Source organism: Bacillus sp. T17B1, from assembly GCF_026796395.1.
GTDB lineage: Bacteria > Bacillota > Bacilli > Bacillales > Bacillaceae > Bacillus > Bacillus spizizenii_A.
Genome location: NZ_JALAYA010000064.1, coordinates 1 through 13,992 on the forward strand (window position 1 = coordinate 1; position 13,992 = coordinate 13,992).

Annotated in this window: 15 protein-coding genes and 1 pseudogene; 12 read left to right on the plus strand and 4 right to left on the minus strand. The window is 40.3% G+C overall.

The annotated features are described in order from the left end of the window. Positions 1 to 10: 10 nt before the first annotated feature. Positions 11 to 94 carry an IS3 family transposase gene (locus tag MOF34_RS21135; protein WP_080475114.1) on the plus strand — a complete coding sequence of 28 codons (84 nt, stop codon included), beginning with the start codon at positions 11 to 13 and terminating at the stop codon, positions 92 to 94. 77 nt (positions 95 to 171) lie between these two features. On the opposite strand, the gene cwlC is transcribed toward MOF34_RS21135, so the two are convergent. Continuing rightward, a complete protein-coding gene (gene cwlC / locus MOF34_RS20710; protein ID WP_268401578.1) occupies positions 172 to 939 on the minus strand; it encodes a sporulation-specific N-acetylmuramoyl-L-alanine amidase in 768 nt (255 codons plus the stop codon). Positions 940 to 1,032: 93 nt separating this feature from the next. On the opposite strand from cwlC, the gene MOF34_RS20715 reads away from it, so the two are divergent. From MOF34_RS20715 to glnA, 6 genes are all read left to right on the plus strand, one after another. Beyond that, entirely contained in the window at positions 1,033 to 1,278 is a 246-nt protein-coding gene (locus MOF34_RS20715) for a hypothetical protein (protein WP_268401580.1), read from the plus strand. Between the two features lie 447 nt (positions 1,279 to 1,725). Next, positions 1,726 to 2,694: a stage V sporulation protein K gene (spoVK, locus tag MOF34_RS20720; RefSeq protein WP_019714490.1), complete on the plus strand. Its 969-nt coding sequence runs from the start codon at positions 1,726 to 1,728 to the stop codon at positions 2,692 to 2,694. Between the two features lie 133 nt (positions 2,695 to 2,827). Then, complete coding sequence (gene hflX, locus MOF34_RS20725) at positions 2,828 to 4,090, plus strand: GTPase HflX (protein WP_268401581.1); 1,263 nt, start codon at positions 2,828 to 2,830, stop codon at positions 4,088 to 4,090. Positions 4,091 to 4,106: 16 nt separating this feature from the next. Continuing rightward, entirely contained in the window at positions 4,107 to 5,372 is a 1,266-nt protein-coding gene (locus MOF34_RS20730; RefSeq protein ID WP_268401583.1) for an aminotransferase class I/II-fold pyridoxal phosphate-dependent enzyme, read from the plus strand. 109 nt (positions 5,373 to 5,481) lie between these two features. Next, the gene (glnR, locus tag MOF34_RS20735) at positions 5,482 to 5,889 is read left to right on the plus strand and encodes a transcriptional repressor GlnR (RefSeq protein ID WP_019714493.1); all 408 of its coding nucleotides are present in this window, start codon (positions 5,482 to 5,484) and stop codon (positions 5,887 to 5,889) included. A 57-nt stretch (positions 5,890 to 5,946) separates the two neighbouring features. Continuing rightward, complete coding sequence (gene glnA, locus MOF34_RS20740; protein WP_019714494.1) at positions 5,947 to 7,281, plus strand: type I glutamate--ammonia ligase; 1,335 nt, start codon at positions 5,947 to 5,949, stop codon at positions 7,279 to 7,281. A 112-nt stretch (positions 7,282 to 7,393) separates the two neighbouring features. Here the strand turns inward: glnA and MOF34_RS20745 are convergent, their stop codons facing one another. Beyond that, positions 7,394 to 7,993: a site-specific integrase gene (locus tag MOF34_RS20745; RefSeq protein WP_268401593.1), complete on the minus strand. Its 600-nt coding sequence runs from the start codon at positions 7,991 to 7,993 to the stop codon at positions 7,394 to 7,396. Here MOF34_RS20745 and MOF34_RS20750 point away from each other — a divergent pair. The 3 genes and pseudogenes from MOF34_RS20750 to MOF34_RS20760 all read left to right on the plus strand — a co-directional run. Beyond that, positions 7,976 to 8,278: pseudogene (locus MOF34_RS20750) on the plus strand (hypothetical protein); the annotation flags it as partial. The gene MOF34_RS20745 and the pseudogene MOF34_RS20750 overlap by 18 nt on opposite strands. 174 nt (positions 8,279 to 8,452) lie before the next feature. Further along, a complete protein-coding gene (locus MOF34_RS20755) occupies positions 8,453 to 8,722 on the plus strand; it encodes a phage holin (RefSeq protein ID WP_419901040.1) in 270 nt (89 codons plus the stop codon). A 98-nt stretch (positions 8,723 to 8,820) separates the two neighbouring features. After that, on the plus strand, positions 8,821 to 9,789 hold the full coding sequence (locus tag MOF34_RS20760) for an N-acetylmuramoyl-L-alanine amidase (protein ID WP_268401594.1): 969 nt from the start codon (positions 8,821 to 8,823) through the stop codon (positions 9,787 to 9,789). A gap of 53 nt (positions 9,790 to 9,842) precedes the next feature. On the opposite strand, the gene MOF34_RS20765 is transcribed toward MOF34_RS20760, so the two are convergent. Continuing rightward, positions 9,843 to 10,307 (minus strand): SMI1/KNR4 family protein, encoded by a 465-nt coding sequence (locus MOF34_RS20765; protein WP_268401587.1) that lies wholly within the window; start codon positions 10,305 to 10,307, stop codon positions 9,843 to 9,845. A 13-nt stretch (positions 10,308 to 10,320) separates the two neighbouring features. Beyond that, positions 10,321 to 12,087 (minus strand): T7SS effector LXG polymorphic toxin, encoded by a 1,767-nt coding sequence (locus MOF34_RS20770; protein ID WP_268401589.1) that lies wholly within the window; start codon positions 12,085 to 12,087, stop codon positions 10,321 to 10,323. A 343-nt stretch (positions 12,088 to 12,430) separates the two neighbouring features. On the opposite strand from MOF34_RS20770, the gene MOF34_RS20775 reads away from it, so the two are divergent. Both MOF34_RS20775 and MOF34_RS20780 read left to right on the plus strand, forming a co-directional pair. Continuing rightward, positions 12,431 to 13,546, plus strand: coding sequence for a Rap family tetratricopeptide repeat protein (locus MOF34_RS20775; protein ID WP_268401591.1), 1,116 nt, complete (start codon positions 12,431 to 12,433; stop codon positions 13,544 to 13,546). Next, positions 13,543 to 13,695 (plus strand): PhrK family phosphatase-inhibitory pheromone, encoded by a 153-nt coding sequence (locus MOF34_RS20780; RefSeq protein ID WP_014479495.1) that lies wholly within the window; start codon positions 13,543 to 13,545, stop codon positions 13,693 to 13,695. The genes MOF34_RS20775 and MOF34_RS20780 overlap by 4 nt, the downstream gene beginning before the upstream one ends. Positions 13,696 to 13,992: the final 297 nt, after the last annotated feature.

Below are 13,992 nucleotides of genomic sequence, written 5' to 3' on the forward strand. Positions count from 1 at the left end.
TGAAGATTACATTCAATTCTATAATCACGAACGATTCCAGAAAAAATTAAACCAGTGTGCTCCGGTAGAATACCGTAACACACTGGTTGCTTAGGCTTTTTGTGGCTGTCTACTTGACAGGGGTAAGACCAAGGAGCCGGGTTTTTTATAAGACGCTCGTCCACGTCTAGACTAGGATTCTAGAATCACAATAGCGTCAAAGCCGGCATTTCTCGCTCTGGCAGCAAGAGCGCCTGCATTGTCTTTGGATGAAAATGCGCCAATCTGTACTTTGTATAACCCATCCTTTAAAACGACAATCGTGTCAAAGCCTTTCGCTTCGGCACTGCTTGCGAGTGAATCCGCATTTGCTTTTACTTTAAATGCACCGATCTGAACCTTATATAATCCTGAGTTGGATGTCTTTTTAAGGCTAAAGGCTTGCTCCAGCCCATTTGCATGGCCTCTCGCTAAGCTTTGAATAAAGCTGTTTGTTTTCAGCTTATTTGCATCTGCAACGGTATCGATGAAGCCGTTCTCGGTCAATAAGGCAGGCATTGCCGACTCCCTTAGGACGTGGAAGTTTGCTGTTTTTCTGCCGCGGTCTGCAAAGTCGACAGCTTGTATCACTTCAGAGTGAATTGCCGATTGATAAGTCGTCGTCGGGGCTCCCACACCCGGATAAATATAGCTTTCAAAACCTGTGCCGCCCCCGGAATTAATGTGAATGGACAAAAAGAAATCGGCTCCCCAGTTGTTAGCAGCGTTTGTGCGATCGCTTAAGCTGACATATTGGTCGCTTGTCCGGCTCAGCAGCAAAGAAACGCCTTCATACTCATTTGTCAATATCGTACGCAAAGCTAAAGCGATTTGCAGGGTTAACGTTTTTTCTTGAAGGCCATTTCCTGTTGCGCCTGGATCGGACCCGCCATGGCCAGGATCAATAAAAATCTTAACCATTCTTCATCACCTCATTACATGATATGAAAAAATACGATTCTGGCTTGTACGATTATCATTCGTCTGAAAAATGAGGAAACAACCCTTTCGCAAGTGAAATTATTTCTCGGGAAAGCGCACAATTCAACATGGAGCGACAGCAGATTCTATCTGAATGAAAAATGTGAATATGTCATTTGTTTGGGAGAATTATGGGTTTCGCTTTATTTCCGCTTATACCGTCTTGTCTTCAGCTTAGCGTTAGGCATTTGGTATATGCTGAGAAGAAAAAGGCAAGGAAAACGTGTCGCTGAAGACATCTATTTATTAATAGAAGAAAAAATGTCTCAGGTATCTTAAGATGAAGACAGCAAATTAAGCCCGATCAATATGCTGACAGGTGTGATCAATTCGTATTTATGGCTCGCTCCCTGTCCAAGACCAAAAGTGCCATGCCAAACAGGGTGCGCAGCGGACAAAGAACACAGCTTCGGAGGATATCTTCCGCTGAGAGATTCATTTGAGCTGTTAAAAACGATATAGGAAGTGTCCGTGATAAAGAGGTTTATATGTCACAATGGCATATCACCATATTCATAGCTCAGTGTTCCTTACAAAATTGTTAAAAACAAAATCTCTTGGTTTGTCCACCTCATGTCTGTGAATACAATAAGAAATAAAGTATTTCTCGGGAAAGCGCAAGATTCCTTATTATTCCCGAGAAAAGCAATTGTTTCGACACATGATAGGCGTTTGTCACAAACGGCATCCGCTTGAATATCATATAGAGAGAACAGAGAGGTGAAAATGTTGGAGCGCGCTGTGACATACAAAAACAACGGACAGATCAACATTATTCTTAACGGGCAAAAGCAGGTGCTGACGAATGCTGAGGCAGAGGCGGAATATCAAGCTGCATTGCAAAAAAACGAAGCAAAGCACGGCATTTTGAAGGAAATTGAAAAAGAGATGAGCGCACTGGTTGGGATGGAGGAAATGAAACGCAACATCAAGGAAATATACGCCTGGATTTTTGTGAACCAAAAACGCGCGGAGCAAGGCTTAAAGGTGGGAAAGCAAGCGCTGCACATGATGTTTAAAGGAAATCCGGGGACAGGAAAAACGACGGTTGCACGGCTGATCGGCAAGCTGTTCTTTGAAATGAATGTCCTGTCAAAAGGCCACCTGATAGAAGCGGAGCGGGCTGATCTGGTCGGCGAATATATCGGCCACACCGCTCAAAAGACGAGAGATTTAATCAAAAAGTCGTTAGGCGGCATTTTGTTTATAGACGAAGCCTACTCGTTGGCAAGAGGCGGCGAAAAGGACTTTGGAAAAGAAGCAATCGACACACTTGTAAAGCATATGGAAGACAAACAGCATGAGTTTATTTTGATTCTTGCCGGATATTCTAGGGAAATGGATCATTTTCTCTCGTTAAACCCCGGTCTTCAATCAAGATTTCCCATTTCCATTGATTTTCCGGATTATTCTGTCACCCAGCTCATGGAGATTGCAAAACGCATGATCGCTGATAGGGAATACCAGCTCAGTCAGGAAGCGGAATGGAAATTGAAAGATTACTTAATGACAGTCAAAAGCACGACAAGTCCCATTAAATTCAGCAATGGCCGTTTTGTCAGGAATGTGATCGAAAAATCGATCAGAGCGCAAGCCATGAGGCTTTTAATGGGCGATCAATACTTAAAAAGCGATTTGATGACCATTAAAAGCCAAGATCTTTCCATTAAAGAAGAAGCGTCTGGCTCTGTATAGACCTCTCAGTTTTCGAGAGGTCTGTTTTTTGCTTGTATTTCTTGCTTTTCAAAGCAATCGATTTGTGGTATAGACATGCAGGGTTTGGTATGATAATACTACTGCCCAATATGCAAAAGAAAGGAACATCCATTTGAACGAACAGGAAACTAGACAAGAAAAAGCTATTTTAGTCGGATGTCAGCTGCCGCATATCACGGATGAGCATTTTGAAAATTCTATGGAAGAACTTGCATCTCTGACAAAAACAGCAGACGGAAAAGTATTGACCAGCGTCACACAAAAACGGAACAGGGCTGACGCCGCTACATATATAGGAAAAGGGAAGGTAGAGGAGCTAAAGGCACTGGTGGAAGAACTTGAAGCTGACCTCCTTATCTTTAATGATGAGCTGTCGCCAAGTCAGCTGAAGTCATTGGCAACAGCGATTGAAGTAAAGATGATTGACCGAACGCAATTGATATTAGATATTTTCGCAAAGCGGGCGAGAACGAGAGAAGGCAAACTTCAGATTGAGCTGGCTCAGCTGCAATATGCACTTCCGCGGCTGACGGGACAAGGGATCAATCTTTCCCGTCAAGGCGGAGGAATTGGGGCGAGAGGACCCGGGGAAACGAAACTGGAAACCGACCGCCGCCATATCAGAAATCGCATTCACGAAATTAACACACAGCTTTCAACCGTTATTCGCCATAGAAGCCGGTACCGTGAAAGAAGAAAGAAAAACGGTGTGCTTCAAATTGCACTTGTCGGATATACAAACGCGGGGAAATCTACATGGTTCAACCGCCTGACAAGTGCTGACAGCTATGAAGAAGATCTCCTGTTTGCCACACTGGACCCAATGACCAGGAAAATGGTTCTGCCAAGCGGCTATAGCGTGCTTCTGTCAGATACAGTAGGGTTTATTCAGGATCTTCCGACAACACTGATTGCTGCATTCCGATCAACGCTTGAAGAAGTAAAAGAAGCGGATTTGATCCTGCACTTGATTGACTCTTCAAATGAGGATTATGTAGGACATGAAAAAACAGTGCTTCGGTTGCTCGAGGAGCTTGACGCCGATGATATTCCGATGCTGACGGCTTACAATAAACGTGATCAAAAACTGCCTGATTTTATACCGTCTGCCGGAAGGGATCATATTATGGTCAGCGCGAAATTTGAGGAAGACGCTAATGCGTTTAAAGAAGCGATTCAGCGCTATCTGCGCCAAGAGCTGTTAATGTCATTTGAAGCGCATGTGCCGGCAAGTGAAGGGAAGCTCCTTTCCAAAATCAAATCGGAAACGATGGTTGATCGCTTCTATTTTAATGAAGAAAATGAACGGTACGACATATCAGGCTATGTACAGGAAGAGCAAAGCATTATCGGTGAATTAAAGAAGTATATGTAGGAAGGAAATTCAAAACATGTTTGACACATTAACACACGGAGAATTATTGAAAAAAACGGCAATGGAAGTGGAAGCGGACATTGCCGGTGTTCATAAACAAATAGAAGAAATGAGCGAGCGCAATGAATGGAGAGTGCTTCAAAGCTATAGAAAACACAAAGTAAGCGACACTCATTTCACGCCGTCGACTGGATACGGCTATGATGATATGGGAAGAGATACGCTTGAAAGCATTTATGCGGATGTGTTTGGCGGAGAAGCGGGGCTTGTAAGACCGCAAATTATCTCAGGCACGCATGCCATCTCGATTGCTTTGTTCGGTGTTCTCAGACCGGGGGACGAGCTTCTCTATATAACGGGCAAGCCATATGATACGCTAGAGGAAATTGTAGGCGTCAGAGGTGGAGAAAACGCTGGATCGTTAAAGGATTTTCAAATTGGCTACAATGCGGTTGATCTGACGGAAGACGGAAAAATAGACTATGATGCAGTCGCCGCTGCGATCAATCCGAAGACGAAAGTAATTGGCATTCAGCGCTCAAAAGGATATGCGAATCGTCCTTCTTTCTTAATTAGTGAAATAAAAGAAATGATTCGTTTTGTAAAAGAAATCAATGAAAACTTGATCGTCTTTGTGGACAACTGTTACGGAGAATTTGTGGAAGAGCTTGAGCCTTGCCATGTCGGAGCCGATCTGATGGCGGGATCTCTCATTAAGAATCCCGGCGGCGGTCTTGCGAAAACAGGAGGCTATCTCGTCGGAAAAGCGAAATGGATTGAAGTTTGCTCATACCGCATGACGTCACCTGGCATCGGCAGAGAAGCAGGAGCATCTCTTTACTCGCTCCAAGAAATGTATCAAGGATTCTTTTTGGCGCCTCACGTTGTGTCTCAAAGCTTAAAGGGAGCGGTGTTTACAGCGAGATTTCTTGAAAAGCTGGGCTTCAATTCTAACCCGAAGTGGGATGCGAAAAGGACAGATTTGATACAATCCGTTGAGTTTTCTGACAGAGAAAAGATGATTGCCTTTTGCCAAGCCATTCAATTTGCATCGCCGATCAACGCCCATGTGACGCCTTATCCAGCCTACATGCCAGGATACGAAGATGATGTCATTATGGCAGCAGGCACATTTATTCAAGGAGCAAGCATCGAATTATCAGCAGATGGCCCTATCCGCCCGCCGTATGTAGCGTATGTTCAGGGTGGATTAACCTATTCGCATGTGAAGAATGCCATATGCAGTGCAGTGGATTCATTGATGGAAAAGCAATTAATTTAAATTTTTTAAAAATTTCACTGAATTTGATGTTAAGAATCCTTACATAGTATTGACACATTATATAACATCACCTATAATGAAACTAAGTTAAGAAAAGGAGGAAATTGAGATGAGTGATAATATTCGCCGCTCAATGCCTTTATTTCCAATAGGAATTGTCATGCAGTTAACGGAGTTATCAGCAAGACAAATTCGATATTATGAGGAAAATGGACTGATATTTCCAGCTAGAAGCGAAGGGAATAGACGATTATTTTCATTTCATGATGTAGATAAACTGTTAGAAATCAAGCACCTGATTGAACAAGGTGTAAACATGGCAGGAATTAAACAGATTCTGGCGAAAGCGGAAGCCGAGCCGGAGCAAAAACAAAACGAGAAGCCGAAAAAACCAATGAAACATGATCTGTCCGATGACGAACTGAGACAGCTCCTGAAAAACGAGCTCATGCAAGCCGGCCGTTTTCAAAGAGGGAATACATTCCGCCAAGGCGACATGTCCCGCTTCTTTCATTAATCCGTTAGCAACTGTTTTGCTATATACATTTACCTTTTAGAGGAGGAGTTTTACGAAATGGCAAAGTACACTAGAGAAGATATCGTAAAATTAGTAAAAGAAGAAAATGTGAAGTATATCCGTCTTCAATTTACTGACATTCTTGGAACAATCAAGAATGTTGAGATTCCTGTAAGCCAGCTTGAAAAAGCGCTTGATAATAAAGTCATGTTTGACGGTTCTTCTATTGAAGGGTTCGTTCGCATCGAAGAGTCAGACATGTACCTGTATCCAGATCTGAATACATTTGTTATCTTCCCATGGACAGCTGAAAAAGGTAAAGTAGCACGTTTCATCTGTGATATCTACAATCCGGATGGCACACCTTTCGAAGGTGACCCGCGAAACAACTTAAAACGGATTCTGAAAGAAATGGAAGACCTAGGCTTCAGTGATTTCAACCTAGGGCCTGAGCCTGAATTCTTCTTATTCAAATTAGACGAAAAAGGCGAGCCGACGCTTGAGCTAAACGACAAAGGCGGATATTTTGACTTGGCTCCAACTGACTTGGGAGAAAACTGCCGCCGCGATATCGTTCTTGAGCTTGAAGAGATGGGCTTTGAAATCGAAGCGTCTCACCATGAAGTAGCGCCTGGCCAGCACGAAATCGACTTTAAATATGCTGGCGCAGTCCGCTCTTGTGACGACATCCAAACGTTTAAACTAGTTGTGAAAACAATTGCCCGCAAACACGGCCTGCATGCGACATTTATGCCAAAACCATTGTTCGGTGTGAACGGTTCCGGTATGCACTGTAATCTATCACTCTTCAAAGATGGTGTTAACTCATTCTATGACGAAAACGCAGACCTTCAGTTAAGTGAAACAGCGAAACACTTCATTGCAGGTATCGTGAAGCACGCAACAAGCTTTACAGCAGTAACAAACCCGACAGTAAACTCATACAAACGTCTTGTTCCTGGCTATGAAGCGCCTTGCTACGTTGCATGGAGCGCGCAAAACAGAAGTCCGCTTATCCGTATCCCGGCTTCCCGCGGCATCAGCACACGTGTTGAAGTCCGCAGCGTAGATCCGGCTGCTAACCCGTACCTTGCACTTAGCGTATTGCTTGCTGCAGGCTTAGACGGAATTAAAAACAAACTAGAAGCGCCAGCTCCAATCGACCGCAACATCTACGTCATGAGCAAAGAAGAGCGCATGGAAAACGGAATCGTTGACCTTCCTGCAACACTTGCGGAAGCGCTAGAAGAATTCAAATCAAACGAAGTCATGGTCAAAGCGCTAGGCGAGCACCTCTTCGAACACTTCATCGAAGCAAAAGAAATCGAGTGGGATATGTTCCGTACGCAAGTTCATCCTTGGGAGCGCGAACAGTATATGTCTCAATATTAATCTTTCAATCCCTTGGCACTATTGGTGTCAGGGGATTTTTAAATTTTGGTCATCAGATTAAGAGATAGATATTTTTGGTCCTTGACCAAAATATGACCAAAAAAATTTGAAGTTATGAATCTAACTCCACAATTGAGGACACGTATTTCTCGTAATCCTTTATTCGATTTTGGTCAAGCTTCTTACTAATATGTGAATAAACATCGGCAGTTACCATCATGCTTTTATGTCCTAAACGTTCTTGAATGTATTTCATATCAGCGCCTGACTCTAAAAGTAAAACAGCATGTGTATGCCGTAATGCATGGATAGGCATTTTATTGATATCAGCTCGTTTTAAAATACGATTAAACGCATTAAAAAGAGTGGACTTAGGTAAAAAATTCCCGTCAACTCTGCAAAATACCAAATTGAGATCATGCTTATAATCATCCTGTAACATTTGTTTATTCTCAAATTGCCATTTCTTATGTTTTTGTAAAGCAGCGGAAAGGGAAGTGCCTATTGATATTCTTCTTTTGGATTCATACGTTTTAGTTTTGCCGAAGAGTTCATTAGCTGTTTTTGCAGAGAAATCTAAGGTGTTTTTAATGTCTATGTAATTCTCTCTTAAATTGATATCTGTCCATTGAAGAGTTGCTGCTTCACCTTTATGCATACCGATTTCTATGACCGTTCTAAAAAGATGTAATAAATACTGAACGGAAAATATCGTTCAAAGTATGAACCGAAAGCACTGCTGGGCAGCTTGAAAACATTTGAGGTTCGTTATGGCTTTTCAACTGTTTTTCTTAGCCCTAACGCTACCGGAGCCATTGCTGGTATCGCGGCATTGCTTCAAAAGTTACCAGGAATCTCTGTGTACGCAGGTGCTCTTGCCGGAGCATTGTGGGCGAGTAAATGGGCAATAAAGAAGGTTTCCGAAAATGGTAAGTACGGGATCTCTTATCATTGGTTAATTGGCACTACGATTGTTGTGCCATGGAGAAATGCATAAACGAGGTGTTAATTAATAAATGAATCGTATATTAGTTTCTATTGCTATAATCATATTTATAATTGAATATTTTATAGCTCCACTCACACATTTAGACACAGGGAAGTACGGTACGTTTATTGGTTTGATCTTATTGAGCATTGTTGTTCTAAGATTAGATGATAATAGTAAGAAATGAATCAAAAAGGACAGGATAAAACCTGTTCTTTTTTTTATTTTGAATCATTAATTGCCGACAATTTCCCGACAAAGCTGATGCTTGGTAAGTCACCGTTGGATATTTCAGAAGATCAGGTGAATCAGCTTGCGGATGCTCTTTACACTGCTGGCTCTCTGATCTTCATGATCGGTACGACACTTGCTGCATGGTTTAAAAACAATTATGTGACAGCAAAAGGGCACCAACAAAAAGCAGTTCTTAAACAAAACAATCTAACAAAATGACGCTGCTGGATAAACCGGCGGATTTTTCTATATTAAAAATGAATGGAGAGAATGAATATGACAATCACAGTGAAAAAGAATCTTGTATCAGAAGCTAAATACGCTTTAAAAAGAATCTTGTATCAGAAGCTAAATACGCTTTGAAATGTCCGAACTATATGGACGCTGAATACATTACCATCCACAATACAGCGAATGATGCGTCAGCTGCTAAAGAGATCAGCTATATGATCGGGAATACAAGCTCGACAAGTTTTCATTTTGCTGTTGATGACAAAGAGGTTATTCAAGGGCTGCCGTTAAATCGTAACGCATGGCACACAGGAGATGGAACAAACGGTACAGGTAATCGTAAGTCGATTGGTGTCGAAATTTGTTACAGTAAGTCAGGAGGCGCACGATATAAGGCGACGGAAAAGCTAGCTATTAAGTTTGTGGCACAGCTGCTTAAAGAACGAGGATGGGGCGTTGACCGTGTCCGCAAGCATCAAGACTGGAACGGCAAATATTGTCCGCATCGAATTTTATCAGAGGGAAGATGGGACGAGGTTAAGGCTGCCATTGAAGCAGAATTGAATGCGCTGGGAGGAAAGACAACATCCAAACCGTCGTCATCTGCGTCTAAAGCTGCAGGAAGCACTTATACAGTCAAAAAAGGAGATACTCTTTCCGCAATTGCAAAAGAGCACGGGGTGAGTGTGGCGAACCTTCAGAGCTGGAATAACATAAAAGATCCGAATAAAATCACAGTTGGCCAAAAGATAAAGCTTGAAGGATCAAGCACCCCAAGCGCTAAACCAAGCAGCAAAAAAATGTCATATGTGCTGCCTTCGGGCATATATAAAGTCACAAATCCTATGCGAAAAGGGGATGACGTAAGGCAGATTCAAAAAGCTCTTGCTGCCCTTTATTTCTATCCGAACAAAGGGGCGAAAAATAACGGCATTGACGGCGTGTATGGACCGAAAACAGCAAATGCAGTCAAAAGGTTCCAATCCATATATGGATTGGTTGCTGACGGCATTTATGGGCCTAAGACTAAAGCGAAAATTGAAGCGAAATTGTAGTAATAAAAAAGCCTCTCACATAGTGAGGGGCTCTGCATTGCAATCCTTCTGACTTAATCGTCCCAATCTTCATCTTCTTCCCAGTTTTCTTTCATCTCAAGAAGTCTTTCATAAAAGAACTTTATAAAATGTGCCGAATCAAGTTCTTTATAGCCGCCAAATTCACTCCAAATAACAACTGGACATTCTCTTTCACTGTTCATTTTATTGGTATCTAAGCAATATCCAAAAAAATCAACATGTTCTACAACTACTAAACCACTTGGCAGTTCCCTATACTCACGATATTCCCTGGTTGTTTCAACAACTGAAGCACCACCAAAGTCATAGCCTAATAAATCGATTCCATAAACCCCGCCAGAACCATAGTTTCTAAGAAACCATTTGTAGCTATCTGGAAGTTTGACTTGAAGATCTTGTTCGATTTTCAAAATCTTATCTTCGCTAATTCCACCTGTGAAATCTTTTTCCTTTGCATTTTCAGCTAAGAATTCTTTTACTTTCAAATAAAAATCCATGGTTTATAACCCCTTATTCTTTCTCATATTGTTTTGCTCTCCACTTCCAATACCTTGTCTTAAAGTTATTGTATTGTTTCTCCAGGTAAACATCATTCCTAAAGCTTTCGCCATTACCTTTTAGGCCATGTATCACGTCACTATACTTTGTATGTAAACTGTTAGGAATCTCAAGCAATGTTCCACTTTCTTCTTGTATGAGGTGATGTAAGTTAATTTGTGTTCCGTCTTTAGCATAAGGAGATTTACCATCCTTCATTAATTCAAGATTGGTTTTTCCTCTTGGAGTTTTTTGATTAATATCAATGTCCTTTAAGGTATAAACTCTCCGGCTTACATCTCTAACTTCACCTTTAACCTTTACTTTGCCGTCTATTTCAACAGCACGATACTTTTCTTTATTTAACCAAGGAAGATTTATTTCCTTACCTGTAAAAGGTTTTCTGCTCTCATCTAATTTTTTAGCAAGCTGGAGCAGCCTGTCTTTTGCGCTCACATCATTGATGACATTATACGGCATGCCACCTGCTACAACAACATCATCTCGCATGACAAACGGTTTAATTGCTGTTAGTGGATCAGGAGTTTCATCTAGTTTTTTAGACACTTTTTTGACTGCAGCTTTTCCAGCTGTTTTCACTCCTATTTTAGCAACTGAACCAGCACCTTTTAAAGCAAATATGTTTACTGCTGCACATGTAATCCAATGAGCTGTTGATTCTGCGTCTCCGTTCTTTACGTCCCTAATATAGGAGGTTATTATTGCATCTTTAATTGAATTAAATGTGGAATCATAGTGATAAACTGCAACTGCAGAATTAATAAACATGTCGACAGGATGATTGTGTGCCATATAGTCTAATGTTTCAGCTGTCATATCATAAAGAGCTGTAACAGTACCTTTGGCTCCAGCCATTAGCTCACGGGTGTTTTTGATCTGTGTGAAATATCTTTGTTGTTCTGCTGTCAGATTTTCATACCCAATTGTTTTGGCCATTGAATAGAATTCATCGGCATCTGCATAATCGTAATTCTTTAGTCTTTCTTTCAGTTTTTCAATCTCTCGTTCTTTTTCTTCCTTCTTCTTAATCGTCAAATAAGCTTCAGTACGTTTTTCAATATCGCCTTTTTTCTTATGTATATCACTTTCCCGATAAGCTTTGGCGTTGTAGTGAATTGGTGTAGCGTTCTTCCCTTTGCCTGTAGATTCCTGCAGCTTTTTAAAATCTTGCTGAATGAATTGTTCGTTAGGCTCTGTTAGTGCATATTCAGTTGTTAAATCATCATCTACTTCTCCAATTTTATCAATTGTTTTTTCACGTTTCTTATCTGCACTGGCAAGTTCATCTTTAAAGTTTTCTGTTGAAAACAAATCAAGTGGTAGGATATCGTCAATATCGTTCAGAATGTCCTTCATTGCTTTCTTCTGTTCGGACATAATAGCCTTTGATTTCTTATATGCATTTGCAAGTTCATGCTCTAAAAAAGACTCCTCGACGTATGCATCTGATAAGCTGGCTTCCTCTACAACATCAGAGATACTTGTAAGGAAGGCAATTTTCATGTCAATCAGATCGATCCATTGGTCTGTAACACCGACATGATCATGATAAAAAGCTTTAATGTTTTCTGCGCCCTTACCGGAAAACTCGCTGTCGTCTAAGTTTGCTATGTCTTTAAATGCTTTACTGAGCTTAACCATTTGTGATCTGAGTTCCTTGTACTCTTTTGCACGTTTATCCGCTTCAGAAAGTAATGACTTTGCTTCAAATACCTTCATACCATTCTCCTTTTTTCTGACACTCAATACTCAAAATTTTACCATAGTTTAGGAGAGTTAACGGCTTTAAGATCGGACAAATACCAGAAATCCTCCAATAGAAATAGTTATTTTTACTCAATTCATTGTCCAAAAAAGGACATTTCCTTATAATCGATATACAAGACCTAGGCGATCTGTTCTTTCGCACCCTGAAAATTTAGGTATATTATCCCTTGAGTTTAATTGCGTCATCACGAAAGCAGAATTGCGCTATGTCGAAAATTTTTTCTATATTTTAATGTTAAAGTTGTGCTAACATTTGTTTGATAATTTAGAATTTTGACAGAAAGAGGGGTTTATTATGAGTAAACTTGCTTCTGAATACGTTGCTAATTTCTTAAATGAATGGTATATGGCCATAAAACAGCAGAATGTTGAGGCTGCTGAAAAATATTTTAAAGAAGTCAAATTTTTATTTGATGACATGGAAGAAGACCAGGAAGTATTGATGTATTATTCTCTACTTGAAGATAGACATAAAATGATGATGTACCAAGTTAAAGGAACAGATTTCCCAAAGCATTCCTACTTCAACAAAAGACATGCGAGAGAAATTCAAAAAACAGATAACATGATAGAGTACTACTTCTTTTTATTTGAGGCGTTATACGAATCCTACAATCGAAACTTTGAGAATGCCATAAGCTTATTTAAAATTGCTGAGAAAAAGTTATCGATCATTCCTGATGAAATTGAAGTCGCTGAGTTTTATTCTAAAGTGGCATCAATGTACATGATGCTCCGGCAAAGTATCGTTTCATTAAATTATATAAACAACGCACTCAACATTTATAAAGGGAATGAAAATTACAAAAGGAAGTATGCAACAGCATTGATGGTTGTCGGAACTAACTATACAGATCTTGGACAATCTGATAAAGCTGAAGAAGCCTATTTCCAAGCCATTAGAATTTCAAAAGAGCTTGATGATAAATTTTTCGAAGCGCAAATCCATCACAATTTAAGTATTACTTACTCAGCAGCAAACAGATCCCAAGACTGCCTCAACGCACTGAGAAAAGCCATAAGAAATAAAGAGTGGCGACAATCAGTCTATTACATTAACTCTCTTTACATGGCTACCAAAGAGTTATTCCTCATGGGTCAAAAAGATAAAGCTGTATATTATTACAAAAAAGGACAGGAAAATTTATACCAGAAAGAGAATAAAGTGTATGAGGCTAAAATAAACATCATTTATGCACTTCTTCAAGATAATCAAAACGAAACCATTGAGCAATGTTGGAGCTACATTCATTTCCTTCAAGAAAAGAATGACTTAGACAGTGTTCTTGACCTTTCCTTGATTATCTCTGAGTACTGCGAGGAGAAAGAATGTTATAAGGATGCTCTTGAATTTTCTAAGCGAGCTATTTTAGCCGAAAAGAAAATGAGGCAGTTGGAGGGAATAGGATGAAAAGATTAATACTTCGTGTGTCTGTTACAGCTATTATCTTAAGTGGGTTAGCTGCTGGTGCTAGTTTGTTTACTCAGTCAGACATTCAATTTAGTGAAAAACCAGTCGGAACTGATATTCAAATTGCAGAAAGACCAGTTGGAACTTAATAAAAAGTGAGGGGCATAAGATGACAAAAGGCGTTAAAATAACGTTATGGAGCATCCTAGCCGTATTCATCGTGTTAGCAATAATAGGAGTTGTATCTTATTATCAGACTCCGTCAGCGTAAGATAGCAGATCTCTAAAGTGCAGCCCAATAATGGGCTTTTTTGTATTAGATAAGAACTTGAGCTATTAAGTGCGAGGTGAAAAAGATGAGCAAAAAGATAAAAATAAAAGAGCTGATGAGGAACTAAAAACAATAATAAAAAGGCCCTTCTTATATGGGACTGACCCCATAAGAT